General features: G+C 39.4%; 16 protein-coding genes and 3 pseudogenes. 12 read left to right on the forward strand and 7 right to left on the reverse strand.

Features of this window, described 5'->3' with window-relative positions:
* Positions 1 to 292 precede the first annotated feature (292 nt).
* The 4 genes and pseudogenes from PL9214_RS08555 to PL9214_RS31155 all read left to right on the forward strand — a co-directional run bounded on the left by PL9214_RS08555 (position 293) and on the right by PL9214_RS31155 (position 3,032).
* Entirely contained in the window at positions 293 to 601 is a 309-nt protein-coding gene (locus PL9214_RS08555) for a hypothetical protein (RefSeq protein WP_072718333.1), read from the forward strand.
* An 80-nt stretch (positions 602 to 681) separates the two neighbouring features.
* Positions 682 to 1,338, forward strand: a pseudogene (locus tag PL9214_RS08560) (dihydrolipoamide acetyltransferase family protein); the annotation flags it as partial.
* Between the two features lie 170 nt (positions 1,339 to 1,508).
* Positions 1,509 to 2,507 (forward strand): zinc-dependent alcohol dehydrogenase family protein, encoded by a 999-nt coding sequence (locus PL9214_RS08565; RefSeq protein WP_072718334.1) that lies wholly within the window; start codon positions 1,509 to 1,511, stop codon positions 2,505 to 2,507.
* Between the two features lie 237 nt (positions 2,508 to 2,744).
* Positions 2,745 to 3,032, forward strand: coding sequence for a type I restriction-modification system subunit M N-terminal domain-containing protein (locus PL9214_RS31155; protein ID WP_245824199.1), 288 nt, complete (start codon positions 2,745 to 2,747; stop codon positions 3,030 to 3,032).
* Here the strand turns inward: PL9214_RS31155 and PL9214_RS08575 are convergent.
* Genes PL9214_RS08575 through xdhA form a run of 3 tightly spaced genes read right to left on the reverse strand, consistent with a single transcriptional unit; the run spans position 2,913 to position 7,061 of the window.
* A complete protein-coding gene (locus PL9214_RS08575) occupies positions 2,913 to 3,269 on the reverse strand; it encodes an XdhC family protein (protein WP_072718335.1) in 357 nt (118 codons plus the stop codon). The two genes, PL9214_RS31155 and PL9214_RS08575, sit on opposite strands and share 120 nt — an antisense overlap.
* Before the next feature lie 59 nt (positions 3,270 to 3,328).
* Positions 3,329 to 5,647, reverse strand: a complete 2,319-nt coding sequence (gene xdhB / locus PL9214_RS08580) for a xanthine dehydrogenase molybdopterin binding subunit (protein ID WP_072718723.1) — start codon at positions 5,645 to 5,647, stop codon at positions 3,329 to 3,331.
* Positions 5,648 to 5,651: 4 nt separating this feature from the next.
* Positions 5,652 to 7,061, reverse strand: coding sequence for a xanthine dehydrogenase small subunit (gene xdhA / locus PL9214_RS08585; RefSeq protein ID WP_072718336.1), 1,410 nt, complete (start codon positions 7,059 to 7,061; stop codon positions 5,652 to 5,654).
* A gap of 206 nt (positions 7,062 to 7,267) precedes the next feature.
* On the opposite strand from xdhA, the gene PL9214_RS08590 reads away from it, so the two are divergent.
* From PL9214_RS08590 to PL9214_RS08610, 5 genes and pseudogenes are all read left to right on the forward strand, one after another.
* Entirely contained in the window at positions 7,268 to 7,675 is a 408-nt protein-coding gene (locus tag PL9214_RS08590; protein ID WP_072718337.1) for a DIP1984 family protein, read from the forward strand.
* Between the two features lie 171 nt (positions 7,676 to 7,846).
* Positions 7,847 to 9,799: an AMP-dependent synthetase/ligase gene (locus PL9214_RS08595; protein WP_072718338.1), complete on the forward strand. Its 1,953-nt coding sequence runs from the start codon at positions 7,847 to 7,849 to the stop codon at positions 9,797 to 9,799.
* Positions 9,800 to 9,960: 161 nt separating this feature from the next.
* Positions 9,961 to 10,407, forward strand: a complete 447-nt coding sequence (locus PL9214_RS08600; RefSeq protein ID WP_072718339.1) for a YlqD family protein — start codon at positions 9,961 to 9,963, stop codon at positions 10,405 to 10,407.
* A 181-nt stretch (positions 10,408 to 10,588) separates the two neighbouring features.
* Positions 10,589 to 11,170 (forward strand): annotated as a pseudogene (locus PL9214_RS08605) (biotin/lipoyl-containing protein); the annotation flags it as partial.
* Between the two features lie 97 nt (positions 11,171 to 11,267).
* Positions 11,268 to 11,966, forward strand: a complete 699-nt coding sequence (locus PL9214_RS08610) for a hypothetical protein (protein ID WP_139295001.1) — start codon at positions 11,268 to 11,270, stop codon at positions 11,964 to 11,966.
* A 328-nt stretch (positions 11,967 to 12,294) separates the two neighbouring features.
* On the opposite strand, the gene tnpA is transcribed toward PL9214_RS08610, so the two are convergent.
* The 3 genes and pseudogenes from tnpA to PL9214_RS08630 all read right to left on the reverse strand — a co-directional run.
* Positions 12,295 to 12,714, reverse strand: coding sequence for an IS200/IS605 family transposase (tnpA, locus tag PL9214_RS08615; protein ID WP_072718342.1), 420 nt, complete (start codon positions 12,712 to 12,714; stop codon positions 12,295 to 12,297).
* 35 nt (positions 12,715 to 12,749) lie between these two features.
* The gene (locus PL9214_RS08620; RefSeq protein WP_222425213.1) at positions 12,750 to 13,313 is read right to left on the reverse strand and encodes an XdhC family protein; all 564 of its coding nucleotides are present in this window, start codon (positions 13,311 to 13,313) and stop codon (positions 12,750 to 12,752) included.
* Positions 13,314 to 13,488: 175 nt separating this feature from the next.
* A pseudogene (locus PL9214_RS08630) lies at positions 13,489 to 13,942 on the reverse strand (hypothetical protein); the annotation flags it as partial.
* Between the two features lie 591 nt (positions 13,943 to 14,533).
* On the opposite strand from PL9214_RS08630, the gene PL9214_RS08640 reads away from it, so the two are divergent.
* Positions 14,534 to 15,427: an EamA family transporter gene (locus PL9214_RS08640; protein WP_072718345.1), complete on the forward strand. Its 894-nt coding sequence runs from the start codon at positions 14,534 to 14,536 to the stop codon at positions 15,425 to 15,427.
* Positions 15,428 to 15,541: 114 nt separating this feature from the next.
* Complete coding sequence (locus tag PL9214_RS08645; RefSeq protein WP_072718346.1) at positions 15,542 to 15,721, forward strand: hypothetical protein; 180 nt, start codon at positions 15,542 to 15,544, stop codon at positions 15,719 to 15,721.
* A gap of 60 nt (positions 15,722 to 15,781) precedes the next feature.
* On the opposite strand, the gene PL9214_RS08650 is transcribed toward PL9214_RS08645, so the two are convergent.
* On the reverse strand, positions 15,782 to 16,369 hold the full coding sequence (locus tag PL9214_RS08650) for a phycobiliprotein lyase (protein WP_072718724.1): 588 nt from the start codon (positions 16,367 to 16,369) through the stop codon (positions 15,782 to 15,784).
* 223 nt (positions 16,370 to 16,592) lie between these two features.
* On the opposite strand from PL9214_RS08650, the gene PL9214_RS08655 reads away from it, so the two are divergent.
* Positions 16,593 to 16,760 (forward strand): NblA/ycf18 family protein, encoded by a 168-nt coding sequence (locus PL9214_RS08655; RefSeq protein WP_072718347.1) that lies wholly within the window; start codon positions 16,593 to 16,595, stop codon positions 16,758 to 16,760.
* Positions 16,761 to 16,809: the final 49 nt, after the last annotated feature.

Raw genomic sequence — 16,809 nt, forward strand, 5'->3', positions numbered from 1 at the left:
TAGTTAGAATAGGGTAGACGCTACAGGTTGCTACCGATAAGAGATTTGAGTCACTACAAAATCCCACTTCTAAGGTTGAGAAGGGGGGTTAGGTCTATAAAAAGCCAATTTTTAATTATATCACTGGGATGTGGACACACGGGGTAATTAAATGTCATGTTTTCATAACATTGAGTTGATGGGTGAGTCAGGTATTTTTTGAGATTCTTACTTAACAAAATAGCGATCGCATCAACAAGTGATACCAATATAATAAAATCATGATTATAGTTAATTACATTTTTGTATTAATATGGGATGCCCATTCAGCCGAATTTTAAAAGCAGATGAAATTTTAGCAGAGGCAAAAGCTCATAGAGAAAAACTTCTCAAACAATCAAGACAACGTTCACAAAATGGTAAATCTATCCGTCCTCCAGAAATTAACACCCTACTCAAGAAAGGGGGAAATAAGTGGAGTTTTGGAAACGAAAAAGTATTAGAAGATTTTGTTTGGGATAATTTGAGGAATCTGTTGGAGCTTACTCCATTAAAACGCCAATACAAAGTAAATGGAGAGATTTGTGACATTTTGGCTTTGGATAAAGATCAGCAATTATAGCAGTCCTAAATCATTATCAAGAGCATGATATAATGATATACACTACTTGATTATAACAATAAAAATTATGAATGGCTTANATGAACACCCTGCAAAATGCCGTTGTCAGAAATATGACGGCGAGTTTATCGGTTCCGGTGTTCCGGGTGGGATATACCATCACAACGGATGCTTTGGATCAGCTTTATAAACAACTGAAATCCAAAGGCGTCACCATGACCGCACTATTAGCAAAAGCGGTGGCACTGGCGTTACAAAAACATCCGATTGTCAATGCCAGTTATGTCGAAAATGGGATTCAATATCATCAGGGTATTAATATTGCGATCGCTGTGGCAATGCCCGATGGCGGTTTAATTACTCCGGTGTTAAAAAATGCCGATCAAGTTGATATTTATTCCTTGTCTCGCACTTGGCAAGATTTAGTCGAACGGTCTAGGGCAAAACAGTTACAACCGGATGAATACAGCAGTGGCACCTTCACTCTGTCTAATTTAGGAATGTTTGGTGTAGATCGCTTTGATGCCATTCTCCCTCAAGGTCAAGGTTCAATTTTGGCGGTGGGTGCGTCTCGTCCCCAATTAGTGGTTTCTGCCGATGGTTCAATGGCTGTTAAACGCCAAATGCAAGTTAATATTACTTGTGATCATCGCATTATTTATGGGGCAGATGCAGCCGCATTCCTGCAAAGTTTGGCAAAATTAATTGAAACCGATGTTCAATCTTTGACGATGTAATACAGTCATCAGTTATCAGTTATCAGTGAAAGAGTTAACAGTTAATAGTTTTAAACTGTTAACTTAAGCTTCTTCAAAAATGATCACGGATTCCGGTTGACTATTGACGGTTGACTGATTATTATTAGCTAATCAATGTTGACTGATAACTGATAACTGATAACTGATTTATGAAAGCTATTATCATGACCGAAGTTGGGGAACCGAATGTTTTACAACTTCAAGACGTACCCGATCCTAAAATTCAATCTGAAACCGAAATTTTAGTTCGTTTAAAAGCGGCGGGAATTAATCCCATTGATACAAAATTACGCAGTCGGGGGACTTTTTACCCGGATCAAATGCCCTCAATTTTAGGCTGTGATGGGGCGGGAATTATCGAGGCTGTGGGTTCTGAGGTCGAAAAATTTCAAGTCGGAGATGCGGTTTATTTTTGTCAGGGGGGACTAGGTGAACAGTCTGGAAATTATGCAGAATTAATCGTTGTTGATGAAAAGTTTGCAACGCTTAAACCCCAAAGTTTGAGTTTTATTGAAGCGGCTGCATCTCCTTTAGTTTTAATTACCGCTTGGGAAGCGTTGTATGATCGAGGACGATTACAACCAGGACAAAAAGTATTAATTCATGCAGGTGCTGGCGGTGTGGGTCATGTGGCTATTCAATTAGCAAAATTACAAGGAGCAGAGGTAGCAACAACCGTTGGTTCTGATGAAAATATAGATTTTGTGAAACAATTAGGGGCTGATTTTGTTATTAATTATAAACAAACAGATTTTGTTGAAAACGTGTTAGAATGGACGCAGGGAGAAGGAGTTGATTTAGCTTTTGATACCGTTGGTAAAGAGGTGTTTTATCAAACGGTTTTTGCGATTAAAAATTATGGGGATTTAGTCACCATTTTAGAACCTGATCCGAAGTTTGGAAGCTTCAAGGATGCTCGGTTAAAAAATTTACGCATTAGTTTAGAATTAATGTTAACGCCAATGTTACAATCTCGCATGGATGATCAATTGGATCAAACAAAAATATTACAACAATGCGCTCGGTTAATGGATGAAGGGAAGTTAAAAATTGTTGTGAATCAAACTTTTCCTTTAGCAGAAGCAGCCGAAGCTCATCAACAATTAGAAGCGGGAGGAATGAAAGGAAAATTAGTCTTAACAATGTAATATGAAATAACGCGCCATTAACCCACGTAGAGACGCGCCATGGCGCGTCTCTACAGGGAAAAAATACTTAAAGGATGGAAGATTAGATGAGATAATACAAATATTAGTAACTCTCGCTTACCCCTCATGACCTCACAGGAACGGACAGAAAATAATCATCAAGAATTAGTCGGTTTTATTTAGAGTATTGCTGACAAACTGCGTGGCCCTTATCGTCCGCCTCAATATCGGCGAGTGATGTTACCTTTGATTGTATTGCGGCGTTTAGATGCGGTCTTAGAACCTACAAAACAAGCGGTTTTAGAGGCGAAAAAAAAATATGAGGTGACCTTACAGGGGGAGGCGTTTGAAAAAGCGATCGCTAAGGTTGCTATTGCAGAAAATCGTCAACAACCGTTATATAATTTAAGTAAATATCCCTCTTCTGTCAGTCTCCGAAATCAACAAGTCATAAAAAGTAGAGTTATCCATTCGGAAAATAAGATTGAAATTGATTANCTGAGTTTCTCGTTGTGGTGCGCCTGATAAATCGATATCAACCCATTGTTTTTCTCCGGTTTTTAAAACCTCTCTAGCTTGCTGAATAACTTTTGCTTCTCCTGCACCTCCGCCAATAGTATTAAACGTGCGACCATCCTCACAAATGATCATTTTTGCCCCCAGTTCTCTAGGGACTGAACCGATAACACGGGTTACGGTTGCAACGACCACAGCACCTTCATATAAAACCTGAATCAGTTGTTGATAAAATTGAATAATCATGAAGTTAGAAAGGCAAGTGATGAAATGGGTATATTAGGATGAAGGACTGATTAAATTCCTCAATGTTCCAAGGAGTTTACTGACTTTAATTGTACCTGTTCAATAGCATTTAAAATCACTTCTGGTGTGGCTGGAGAAGCTAAAAAAATAGAATCAGTATGACCAAAGGCTGCAATTGCATCTCGAATTGCTTCCCGCACCGATATTGCTAACATAAAAGGAGGTTCTCCGACGGCTTTACTACCATAAATTACGCCATCCTGGGCAGCCCGTTTTAATAAATGAACGTTAAAGTTTTTAGGAATTTCTTTAATAGTGGGAATTTTATAGGTACTGGGGGCAAAAGTTTTCAATCTTCCCTGTTCATCCCAAACTAATTCTTCCATCGTTAACCATCCCATTCCTTGCACAAAACCCCCCTCTATTTGCCCAATATCAATTAAAGGATTTAACGATTCTCCCACATCCTGTACAATATCCACTTGACGCAGTTTAAACGTTCCCGTAAACCCATCAATTTCTACCTCACTGACAGCCGCCCCATAAGCATAATAATAAAAAGGTCTACCCTTGCCCAGTTTAGGATCATAATCAATATTTGGGGTACGATAATAGCCCGTTGCCGATAAACTCACTCGTTGATTATAAGCTTGTTTAACTACTTCATCAAAGGCTATTTTATAACGGGGATAACTTTGACAATAAATCCAATCTTCCTCAAAAATTAAATCTTGAGGTTCATCAAGATTTAATACTTTTGCAGCGACTTCTGCTAATCGTTGTTTTAGGATTTCACAGGCATTTTTAACCGCTTGACCGTTCAAATCTGAACCACTAGAAGCCGCCGTTGCTGAGGTATTGGGAACTTTATCCGTACTGGTGGGCATGATTCTAAATCGTTTAATATTCACCCCTAAAGCTTGTGATGCAACTTGTAACATTTTCGTTTGTAAACCCTGCCCCATTTCTGTGCCGCCATGATTGAGTTGAATACTGCCATCCTGGTAAATTAATATTAAAGCTCCCGCCTGATTATATTCGGTTTTAGTAAAAGAAATCCCAAATTTAACCGGAGTCATCGCTAACCCTCGTTTTTGATAATCATGATTTTGATTAAATTGTTCAATTTCTAGTTTTCGAGATTCAAAATTTGATTTTTGTTTGACTTCTTCCCAAACTCGTACAATTCGATTATCAACAATTTCTTGACCGTAATGGGTGGTATTAGTTTCCCCTTCTCCGTGATAAAAATTACGTTCTCGGATGGTTTCAGGCGGTAAACTTAATTTACGCGCAATTTTATCGATAATCTGTTCAATAATTGCCATCCCCTGTGGCCCCCCAAATCCCCGAAAAGCTGTATTAGAAACTTTATTCGTTTTTACCACTTGTCCCCGAACTTCCAAGTTAGGAATATAATAACAATTATCAATATGAAACATTGCCCGTTGCATGATGGGAAAGGATAAATCGACACTCCAACCGCCATCGGAATATAAATCAATATCTAAGGCTAAAAGTTGACCGTCTGAGTTAAATCCAACTTGATATTGGGCTAAAAAAGGATGTCGTTTTCCGGTGGTAATCATATCTTGATCTCGTTTGAGTCGAACTCTCGCCGGACATCCGGTTTTTTTAGCTGCTAAAGCGGCAATAGCTGCGATGGGGTTCGCTTGGGTTTCTTTCCCTCCAAACCCTCCTCCCATCCTTAAACAAGTGACAACAATTTGATTACGAGGAATCCCTAAAACTTCTGAAATAATGGCTTGAGTTTCGCTGGGATGTTGAGTAGAAGAATAAACTTGATAACCGTCTTCAAGATTAGGAATTACCCAAGCAACTTGTGTTTCTAAATAAAAATGATCTTGACCTTGTATTTCAATATTCCCCGTTAAAATAAAATCAGATTTTTGTAAAGCAGTTGTGAGGTTTCCTCGACGCATTATATTTGTATCGCCATGAACGCTATTATTTAGGATAGCATCTTGAATCGTTAAAATTGGGGTTAAGACTTCATAGTCAATTTTAATCATTTCTGCTGCTTTTTGGGCTGCAATTTCTGTTTCTGCAACGACCCAAACCACAGGTTGACCCCAATAGTTAACTTCATCATGGGGTAATAAAACCTCATCATGCTTAATAGTTCCCGTGTTATTGATTCCAGGGATATCATCAGCCGTTAAAAGGGTAACAAACCCCGGAATATGATTCAGATTTGCAGTATCAATTTTTAATATTTTTGCTTTAGCATAGGAAGATAAAACTGGCCATAAATATAACATTCCGCTTGGGAGTCGTTGGTCATCGGTATAAATTGCTTTTCCACTAACATGATTAATGGCACTTTCATGGGATTTGGATTTAGGATTGTCTTTCATAATTTTATAGCAAGGTAATGGGAGAAAATTCGATAAAGAATTTTTCAAATAAATTAGCAACTAATTGTTTACGGTAATCTGCGCTTCCTCGCAAATCAGTTAAAGGGTTAAAGGTATCTTTTAATAAAATTTTAGCATTTTGAATTGTTGCATAATTCCAAGGTTTTCCAATCAGCATTGTTTCAATATTAATCGCTCGAATCGGAATGGCTGCAACTCCACCATAGGCAAGTCTGGTATGAATAATCGTATTATTGATATCTAAATCAATGGTAAAAGCGGCGGAAACAATACTAATATCATCGGTTCCCCGTTTTCCAATTTTATACGATTGACTCAAACGATGAACAACATTAGCAGTTATGTTTTTAGGAATAATGATAGACACAATCACTTCTTGGGATTGTAATTCCGTTTGACGATACCCTTTAAAAAAATCAGCAATGGCAATTATCCGTTCTCCCCTTAAACTCGCTAACCGCAATTTTGCATCTAAAGATAATAAAACAGGAGCTAAATCTCCAATAGGAGAAGCGGTTGCTAAATTACCTCCAATTGTAGCCCGGTTACGAATTTGTCGAGCCGCAAACCAAGATAACATTTCATCTAAACTAGGGTATATTCCCTTTAAGTTTTCTTCAATCTGGCTTAGAGGAATTGCAGCCCCAATTTCTACATAATCTGAAGTTTGTTTAAGTTCCAGAAGTTCTGCAACAGATTCTAAAGAAATTAAAGTCGGAAACTCTTGATAATGATGGCTCATTTCTAAGCCTAAATCCGTTGCTCCTGCGACTAATTTAGCATGGGGATACTGTTGTAAAAGCTCTAAAACTTCAGAGAGTTGAAGCGGACGGAAAAACTGCTGATGAGGAGTGATATAATGGACAGAATTAACCGATAAATCAATTTGTGTTAATCGTTCACTAAATTGATCACAAGGATGGGTATGATTAACGAGTTCTGCGGCTCGACGAATAGGTAAATAACCCGTACATCGACATAAATTTCCTTCTAAAGATTCATCATTAACCTCACCTTTGTAGTACGCCGTAAACAAACTCATAATAAAACCCGGAGTACAATAACCGCATTGGGAACCCCCCAAACTCACCATCGCCGCCTGTACCGGATGCAGACCGTCTTTCCCAACCCCTTCAACAGTAATAATTTCCCGTCCCGCCATCGCAGCCAAGGGAATTAAACAGCTATTCATCGCTAGATATTGGGGTTGTCCATTCGACCCCTGACCCACAACCGCCACTGTACAAGCTCCACAGTCCCCATCCCCGCACCCCTCCTTCGTCCCCACCCGTCCACTGCGGCGCAAGTATTCCAGCAAGGTTAGGGTCGGGGAAAGGTCTTGAATCAAAACCTTTTCACCATTAATCGTGAGGCTGAAGGTGTTGTTTTGCATAGGCTGTAGGTTTTAAGGGTTGGGATTTCCGATTATTCCCATCTCTGCACAATTATCTATATTTGTCAAGATCTTCTCCAGAATGACTGTGACCAAAATTTTTTCAATCTCCCCTTGACAACAATGTACTATTTATGTAGTACATTAATTAGGAATAAAAAATACCCAAAAAAACGAAACTGTAAGTGGGATGGAGGTGAGCGAGTTTGAAATTAGCTGAAGCCTTGATTTTACGAGGGGATTCTCAGAAAAAAATAGCGCAATTAAGACAACGGTTATCCCTAATTGCAAAAGTACAGGAAGGGGAACAACCGGCGGAAAACCCCGAAGATTTATTAGCGGAATTAGAATTAATAACGACTGAATTGGTAACTTTAATTAAACAAATTAATCGAACCAACTCAACTACGCCCTTCCAAGAAGGAACCTTAGCCGATGCGTTAGCAGAACGCGATATATTAATGTTGAAGCGAAGTAGCTATGAAAATTTAGTTCAAGAAGCCGCTATTCGACAAGATCGATATAGTCGTTCTGAAGTGCGCTTTATCAGTACCATTGATATTGCTGCAATTCAGCGACAGTTTTTATTACCCGTCATAAATTATTCGGGTTGACGGTTAATTATTAATCAAAATTCTATCGCCTAAACCTAAGCCAGACAAAAATCTGTCCGCTATTTCCCTAGAGAGTCCTCTTGCTCCGTTAAGATAGTCACAGTATCAAAATAGAATCCTCTAATTTTAGGGATTCCTTTCAACGTTGTTGATTAACTAACATGGCTGTCTATGATTAATCCTACTGACTGGCGTTCTCTGTATTCTTCTCTACACTGTTTTCCTGAAATTTGGCCAATTTTGGATCAAAATGTCGGTCAAATTATTGCGCTACATGACCCTCACGGGAAACCAGAAGTTCGCCTAACCTATTCGCAAGTGTGGCAACAAATTCAACAATTTGCCACCGGCTTACAAACCCTGGGAATAGAAGCCACAACGGAAGCTTTACCTGTACGGATCGCTTTATTCTCCGATGATAGCCCCCGGTGGATGATTGCAGATCAAGGAATCCTCACGGCTGGGGCGGCAGATGTGGTACGAGGAGCAACAGCCGATCCCTTAGAATTAGCTTATATTCTTAAAGATAGTGGCAGTACAGGCTTAGTGGTAGAAAACTTTGCCTTGTTGAAAAAATTGCGTCCCCAAATTGAAGATCTACCGATTCAATTCGTAATTTTACTGTCTGATGAAACCCCCAATTCCCGTGATTTACCCACCATTCCCGTTTTAAATTTTAACCAACTGATGGAAAAAGGGAAAAATACCCCCCTTAAACCCATACAGTATCATCCTGATACCTTAGCCACACTCCTTTATACTTCAGGAACCACTGGAAAACCGAAAGGAGTAATGTTAACCCATGAAAATTTACTGCATCAAATTAATGCGATTCCTGATGTCATTCACCCCGACCCAGGTGAAATCTTCCTCAGTATTCTTCCCACTTGGCATACCTTGGGACGCACCGGACAATATTTTTGCTTATCCCAAGGATGCACCGTTGTTTATACAAGTATTCGTTATTTTAAGCAAGACTTAAAGCAATTTCAACCCCATTATATGGTCAGTGTTCCCCGAATTTGGGAATCAATTTATGAAAGTGCACAAAAACAATTTCGAGAACAACCTGCCCTTCGACAAAAAATTGTTAATTTCTTGTTTTCCATCAGTGAAAGATATATTTTAGCTTGTCGCCTTGTTCAAGGATTAACCTTAAATTTAGATTCTCCTTCAACTTCTGAAAAATTCCTCGCCCAGTTACAAACCTGGATATTAGCGCCGATTCATTATTTAGGCGATCGCTTAGTGTATCAAAAAGTTCGAGAAGCCACAGGGGGACAACTGAAATTTGCCATTAGTGGCGGGGGTTCCCTAGCCATGCACTTAGAAAATTTCTATGAAATTGTCGGAATTAATTTATTAGTTGGCTATGGTTTAACAGAAACCGCCCCGGTGTTAAGTGCCCGTCGAGAATGGCATAATTTACGCGGGTCATCGGGTAAACCTATTCCCCAAACAGAACTGTGCATCGTTGACCCCGAAACCCGTCAAATCTTGCCCTGGGGTCAAAAGGGGTTAGTATTAGCCAGGGGGCCACAGGTAATGACAGGATATTTTGAAAATCCCCAAGCCACAGCCAAAGCCATTGATGGTGATGGCTGGTTTGATACCGGAGATTTAGGTTGGTTATCCCCGGACAACGACTTAGTATTAACGGGTCGGGCGAAAGATACAATTGTTTTAACCAATGGTGAAAATATTGAACCCCAAGCCATTGAAGATGCTTGTTTACGCAGTCCTTATATTGATCAAATCATGTTAGTCGGTCAAGATCAAAAATGCTTAGGGGCTTTAATTGTTCCGAATTTAGATGCTTTAAAACAATGGGCAATTCACCAAAATTTAACCTTAAAATCTTCCGAAGCATCCCTGAACCCAACTCAGGAAATTACCTTAGACAGTCCTGCGGTTCAAAGCTTGTTTCGAGAAGAACTCAACCGCGAAGTTAAAAACCGTCCCAGTTATCGCATTGATGATCGTATTGGCCCGTTTCAGCTACTTTCAGAACCCTTCTCTATGGAAAATGGGATGTTAACCCAAACCTTGAAGGTTAAGCGCCCCGTTGTAATGGAACGCTACCGCGATATGATTAACAAAATGTATGAAACCGTCACCCGTTAGCAGTCAAAGGTGAATAAGAACTTGTCAACTGAGGATAGCCGTCACCATCTTTGCATATCCTTGTGGGATGCAGTCGATGTACGGTTGTGTACGGGGGGCGTGCGCGTCCCCCTACAGGTTACGGGTGACGGAGGACTGACAACGGACAAACAGAATAACTTATGGACAATCTCAGACAATTACTGTTAAAACGACCGATCAACGTGAAAGCGGTGGTCACACCCCGTTGGAAGGAAGAAGCTCAACAGCAACTTCAAGTCCAAATTAATCAAATTGATAGTCAGTTGCAACAGTTAGAAATGCAAGGACAACGGATGATTGCAGAAATTAAACGCCAAAGTCTGCAACCCCTTGGCCCCGATGCCCTGCAACAAGTAGAAGAGATACAAGTTCAGGTGAATGAACGTAAAAGTCAACTCTTAGATCAGAAAAATCAAAACTTGCAACAACTCCAACAAGTTCAAACGTTGGAACTCGAACAAGAAGTGAGTCAAGGACAAATTGAAAGCATCTTTACCGTTGTAGAAGGCGACAATTTGATCACTAAAATGCAAGTCGAAATTCTCTTACGAGATGGTCTCATTGAAGAAATTCGCGGAGACATTTAAGGGGGGTTGACGGTTGAGGGTTGACCGTTAATAGTTGGCTGTTGACGGCTTTACACTGAGCGTTCGACGCTCGCTCAAGCCGAAGTCTTGCGATGTCCTGAGCTTGCGAAGGGTCGAAGTTTTGACGCTTAACAGTCAACGCTTATTGATCACGTTTGAACTTTTATTTTTTTTAGCGCTTATGGCAATTCACGAAGTTTTTATGCCTGCCCTTAGTTCAACGATGACGGAGGGTAAAATCGTTTCTTGGCAAAAATCCCCCGGTGATAAGGTGGAAAAAGGGGAAACCGTTCTGATCGTTGAGTCAGATAAAGCCGATATGGATGTGGAATCCTTTTATGAAGGATATCTAGCGACCATTATTGTTCCGGCCGGAGAAGCGGCCCCTGTGGGTAATACCATTGCGTTGATCGCAGAAACCCAAGCTGAAATTGAACAGGCGAAACAAAAAGCTTCTTCTCAGAGTGCGACAACATCCGCCCCAGCACCCGTGGCTCAAGCCGTTGCAGCCAGTTCACAGGCAACCACTGCAACAGTTGCAGCCGCACCCCCGACAACCTCTCGCAATGGCAGAATTGTTGCTTCTCCTCGCGCCCGGAAATTAGCTAAAGAACTCAATATTGATTTAGCCAGATTAAGCGGAAGTGGCCCCCATGGTCGCATCGTCGCCGAAGATGTGCAAGCCGCTTCTGGAGGTTCAACTTCAACCCCAACGGTTCAACCGTCTATCCCTGCTCCTACCGTTAGCAAGCCTGTTGCTCCGGTTTCAGCCCCAGCNTGCTATAGTTGTAATAGAGCTAAAAAATATTACAGATCGAGGAGTGGTTCAACAACTCACTCGTTACTATAATAATTTGATTATGGTTAAGCCGATTGATTTGGAGATAGATTATAATAAACCTATCCGTCTAATGGCGATTATGCCCAGCTTTCATAAACACAATTTTGTTGACAAAGAACATAGCAAGCTATCTTTAGAGTTTTTCTCTTTTGAGATTCTTGAACAATCGGATAGTTTAGCTCTATCTTTAACTAATATTGATAGAGAAAAAACTGTTTGTACAAAAATAAATTATGATAAAAATGATGTATTTGATTTATCCTGTTATTTACCCCATCCACCTAATAGTTTACTAAAAATAATAGCAAATTGCTCACCCGAAAAACAACAAGATATTTTAAAGTTGAGAAAACATATTTTGTGTTTTCACGAAAAAATTCAAGAAATTTATGCCCCAGGAGTTATTAAGTACGGACGAGGTAAAGATAATATTTGTGTTGAAATTCGTCAAGATAATCTCTTTTATCTCTATTTACCAATCCCAGATCGGCAAGTTATGGGTTCTAAATATCCTTTAGGTAAAATGCAAATTTTTACAAATGACTTTCAACAGATAAATCTTATTGGGTATATTCTTAAAGGTAAAAGATCTATTGATAAAGTCTATCACTACAAAGATTTTGAAAAATTTATCCAGGTAATAGATTCTATAGAATCTCTGAATCAACTAGAAAATCTGATTAATATAGCTTTGCAAAATTGGTTAGAAAGGTTGTAGGAGAAACGGGTTATTTCCTATCAGGTTTGTTGCCCTGAAATAAATTTCGGGCTAAAAGCTAAAACCATCTAAAGATGGTTAAAAATTAAAACAATAACCCGTTTTAACGGGTTTAAGTTCTGAGCCGGAAATTGATTTCACGGCTCTATCTGGATGGGACAGATTTAGCTTTTAACTTAATCCGCTCAAAATCTGAGTTTCCCTGAAATAAATTTCGGGCTAAAAGCTAAAACTATCTAAAGATAGTTAAAAATTCAAAAAACAACCCGTTTTAACGGGTTTAAGCTCTAAGCCGGAAATTGATTTCACGGCTCAGAGCTTAAAGCATCTAATCCTTATCTTGATAATCTGGTTCTAAACCCAAAATTGTAGTCCCATAACAATGATGTTGTTTTTGATTATTCACATAAGCTTTAGCATCTTCCAATTGTTTCCCTCCTAATGTTAAAACCCCATACCCATGTTGCCAACTAAACCCTAACCCCGAAGTTGAAAGCGTATGATTCAAATGATAAGCACTACTCCCTTTAATTTTTTTGACAAATTCAGAAACCGATAATTTTGGAGGAATAGAAACCACAAGATGAATGTGATCTTCCACACCCCCAATTGCATGAACAATACATCCTAAATAATCGGCTTTACCAATAATATAACCATAAAGCTCTGATTCTCGATCAGCCGTTATCAAAGGTTGTCGATTTTTTGTTGCCCAAACTAAGTGATAATAGGTACGCCAAAACGCCATATTAAATCCATCAAGACCCTTTTCCTAGAATACAATTAACGTTTAGATCGGTAAACTTGAATTAATTCCGCAGCAATACTAATCGCAATTTCTTCAGGGGTTAAAGCACCAATATCTAATCCAATAGGAGAATGAATTGGCTGAAGTTGATGAGAATAAATCCCACAATTCTGTAAAGCTTTATAAACAACTTGGATTCGTTTTTGGCTGCCAATCATGCCAATATATTGATACGGTAAATTAATATTTAAAATACTTTTTAAAGCTTCAATATCATATTCATAACCTCTTGTTACTAAAGCAATATATAAGTTTTTTGGGGACGTTAATTGTTGTAAAACGGTTGCAATACTTTGATTAAAAATCAAGGAATTGGGGGGAAATCGTTCAGGAGAGGTAAATTCAGGACGAGAATCTTGGATCACGATTTGAAAGCCCATAAAATCAGCAATTTTAGCTAACTTTTCTCCGATATGACCTGCTCCAATAATGAGTAAGGTAGGAGGGGGTTCTAAGGTTTCTATAAAAATTTGATCCGAGACGGGGATAGGATGTTCAGATGTGAGTAAATAGGGGAAAGCAGCATCAAAAGAAGTCACTAAAATAATCGATTTTCCGGCTTGCAATGAAGATAGAATATTTTCTGCTAAATTGATCGCTTTTTCTCCTGACNTATCTTATCGATTTGTCGCTTGGCTCCAAGAGAATCATGATGTATTTGCTCTACATCTAAGCAATTTGGGGCTTGTTTGGGCTTGAACTTTGTTCAAATCCCGTTAATAAAAAGGCTTGTTCAATTTGCCAGCGATTTCGGTACAACTCACAAACTTGTTGAGCCGATAATTCCTCTGGATCTAAGACATTGGTTAAATAGCGATACCAAGTTTTTCCCCATAAGACTGAGACTAATCGCACGGGGTGATGACATTGGTTAGAACGATTCTATCCACAGCATTCCTTCTTCCGTTAGAATTCTTAACAGTTCTCGCAATCCAGCTATTCTTCTATACACTAAGCCAATAACTACTGCCATCATCACCGGTAAATTTAATACTCGCGAACGCAGTTTTTTTTCCTGAATTCCTCGGCTTTCCTTTAACGGTTTAAAATTTTCGGGTGTTAGTAGTCTATACAGTTCTTTTTCTAGCACTTCTAATGGTGGCCCTGCCATTTGACTTTGATGCCTTAAATCCGCATTTCTCAAAATTCTCCCTGTTGTTTTACTCATCTGATTTCTTTCCCCCTTCCACTAACACTGACCTTGGCGATCGCCCCTTTAAACTAACACCTACAGTTGCCACGTTGCCAGGGCGACTACTCATCGCCCTCTTCAACTCCCATTAGTCGTTGCGATCGCCTTTCCTTAAGTTGACACCAATGGGCGCGCCTCGCCCCTACGGGGGATAATTTAATCATTAACAATCTTACTCTGATCATTCTGAATCAGGCAACTGTTCTAACTCTTCAGCAATTAAAGTTTGTAAATCTTCGCCACAATGGGTTTGCAGATGAATTATTGATGCTAATAACTCTGCTAAACTATCCATTTTTTAACTATAGCTTAATAAGTTTCCTGTCTGAATTTTATCTAAAACCTGAATAACGGTTTGACATTCTTCTTCGAGTTCTGCTATCAAATTTTGTCAGTTTTAACTTTTAATAAAAGATGTGCGATCGCTAATATACATAATGGTTTCCTCATCGGTTTATCGTTAAATATGAAGGGTGCAGAATAGTGCAATTAAACTGCTTAGTTTTGCGCTGTTGCTGCACTAATGATTTTACCTAGCGTGGTTTCAGAGTTTAAGAGAAACCCGCTATGCGACAGAAATCAATAGGGATTTCCTATGCCATTATCGCTCCGTTATTCTTTGGTGTACTACCCTTATGTTGGCGGTATGTACCCCTCCCAACACTGCTTTTAATTCTTGATCGCTGCTTATTCACCTTTGCCATTGTAGGAGTGATTTTATTCATCACAGGTCAATGGGAAACAGTTTGCAACTTTGGCTTAAAAGTTATTGCAAAAGTGGCTATATCTGCCTTTTGTTTAGCGTTACATTTAGGCTTTTTTATGGGTGCGATCGCTCTAGGACATCAAGTAGAAGCCGCCATCGGAATGTTCCTCGCTCCCGCAGCAACAGCCGTTTTATCAACAATTTTATTAGGAGAAAAGCTTAACACAATTAAACGGCTTTGTGTTGGAATTTCGGTATTTTCAGCGATTATTTTCTTCTATGAAGCTCAAGAAATCCCTCATTTTGCTGTCTTCATCTCGTTAACTTGGGGGCTGTATTTATGTGAACGCAAACACGCTTTAAAAATGGTCAGTAACCCCCTCGCCTACAGTTGGCTGGAACAAAGCTTAATTGCAGGGGTTTTAATTGTAATTGTAATTTTCAATAGCGTTTTTCCGGCTAATGTTCAACCCTTAACTGCTGTTAATTCCAGTGCTTTCTTAGTATTGGCTGGCGGATGTACCTTAGCAACCATCGCTAGTTTTTTACAATCAAAAGCCTCTCAAATGATTGACTGTTCCCAGGTGGGGATGTTAGGGGTACTTTCTCCCGTTGTGCAGTTTATTGTTGCGGTACTCGTCGATCAAAAACCCGTCAGCTTGTTACAACTAACTGCTATCATGCTGTTATTAATTGCCGTTGTCTTATACAACTGTCCTCCCCTCAAAAACCCAACATTATCAAAAGCAAACTAATTGAAGCAGAAACCGGGTTTCTGAATGAAAACTCTTGATTTTCACAACAAACCCTAAACGAGAAACTCGGTTTCTTGAAGCTCTTGAAAAATCATCTAAATAGGAGTTAATATTATGTCCTGTCCTCAAGTCGGTTGCAAGCTCAGAAAAACGTCCGAAAACCAAGCGGTTTGTTTAAAAAATGGTTGTGTGTTTAGATTAGAAAAACAGCAAACTGTTGATCATGGAGAGGGGATTTTATGGTTTTTATTAATTGCTGTGTTTGTGTTTATTATTGTAGTCGGTAGAGGATAATTTGGAAAAATCAATGATTAACAATGAGGTGGGTGCGCTGCGCTTACCCACCCGACGAGATTACCAACCAAAAGCTGAATAAAATTGGCTATCTTCAGGGGTTGATTCTGATGAATTTTCAGCATCAGGATTAACCCTAATTTCCGTACAAAATGTTGAGGTATTAAACCCACCAAATCGTTTAACGGCGCTGGTTCGCATCCGCACATCTGAACCAACAAACCAAAAGCGTTCAATGGAACTCATGGTTTCATATTCAGTAATTAAAATTAAGGCATCATCTTCATCCATTTCAAACTCACCCGCAACGGGCATAATTTCTGCATAACCCCGTTCTCGCAACATTTTGCCTTTACGGGGATTTTCAGCATCAGGAACAATAGCAAACACCGTTGATCCTTTGTGGTTTTCGTCTTCCTTATCCCAAGCCATTTCCCCCGCCCAGGTGACATAAGCACCCCCGGCGGCTAAACTGGGGTCAACTTCGTGCATCTGACAAATTTCGATGACTCTAGGATCGCCTGCATCTAAGCTGGTGACTTGAATATCAGAAAATCCTTTTTCAGCTTGTCTAAAGGCTAAATGGTGAGTGGTTCGTTGCGATCGCCAGGTTCCCGCACTCTTGTGAAAAAATTCCATTGCATCCATCACGGTTAAAATCCCTTCATTCACTGATGTTTCAAGGTTTCACCCTTTATCATAGAGCGATTCTGAGTTAGTTGTGAATTTTTGCAACAGAGATTAGTTCCAAAATGTGCATTATGGACAGTTTGTCAAGCTGTTGTTACGATAATTTACATTTAGTGTGATACAGGTTAACTTAGTCAGTCCGAATCTTTGTGATTTGTACAACTTAGTCAGAGGAGTGAATATGAAAACGCCTGCAAACCTCAGTCTTGAACAACAATTCAAGTTACAAGTTCTAAAAGAACAAGTCAAAACCTTAAATTTAGAAGAAGCCCAAGATTATTTAATAGAACTGTTATGCCAAAGTATGGTTAAAGATAATCTCCTGCGTCAATGGATTAAAAACCCTTAATCAGTTATCAGTGTAGAGACGTGCCATGGCACGTCTGTATCAGTCATCA

The organism is Planktothrix tepida PCC 9214, from assembly GCF_900009145.1.
Classification (GTDB): Bacteria; Cyanobacteriota; Cyanobacteriia; order Cyanobacteriales; family Microcoleaceae; genus Planktothrix; species Planktothrix tepida.

Bases quoted from the DNA above. Each gene is read 5' to 3' on its own strand.
- PL9214_RS08600 (WP_072718339.1), top strand. From the start codon at position 9,961: ATGGACAATCTCAGACAATTACTGTTAAAACGACCGATCAACGTGAAA.
- tnpA (WP_072718342.1), bottom strand. From the start codon at position 12,714: ATGGCGTTTTGGCGTACCTATTATCACTTAGTTTGGGCAACAAAAAAT.
- PL9214_RS08650 (WP_072718724.1), bottom strand. From the start codon at position 16,369: ATGGATGCAATGGAATTTTTTCACAAGAGTGCGGGAACCTGGCGATCG.
- PL9214_RS08640 (WP_072718345.1), top strand. From the start codon at position 14,534: ATGCGACAGAAATCAATAGGGATTTCCTATGCCATTATCGCTCCGTTA.
- PL9214_RS08610 (WP_139295001.1), top strand. From the start codon at position 11,268: ATGGTTAAGCCGATTGATTTGGAGATAGATTATAATAAACCTATCCGT.
- PL9214_RS08655 (WP_072718347.1), top strand. From the start codon at position 16,593: ATGAAAACGCCTGCAAACCTCAGTCTTGAACAACAATTCAAGTTACAA.
- xdhB (WP_072718723.1), bottom strand. From the start codon at position 5,647: ATGAAAGACAATCCTAAATCCAAATCCCATGAAAGTGCCATTAATCAT.
- PL9214_RS08645 (WP_072718346.1), top strand. From the start codon at position 15,542: ATGTCCTGTCCTCAAGTCGGTTGCAAGCTCAGAAAAACGTCCGAAAAC.
- xdhA (WP_072718336.1), bottom strand. From the start codon at position 7,061: ATGCAAAACAACACCTTCAGCCTCACGATTAATGGTGAAAAGGTTTTG.
- PL9214_RS08555 (WP_072718333.1), top strand. From the start codon at position 293: ATGGGATGCCCATTCAGCCGAATTTTAAAAGCAGATGAAATTTTAGCA.
- PL9214_RS08565 (WP_072718334.1), top strand. From the start codon at position 1,509: ATGAAAGCTATTATCATGACCGAAGTTGGGGAACCGAATGTTTTACAA.
- PL9214_RS08595 (WP_072718338.1), top strand. From the start codon at position 7,847: ATGATTAATCCTACTGACTGGCGTTCTCTGTATTCTTCTCTACACTGT.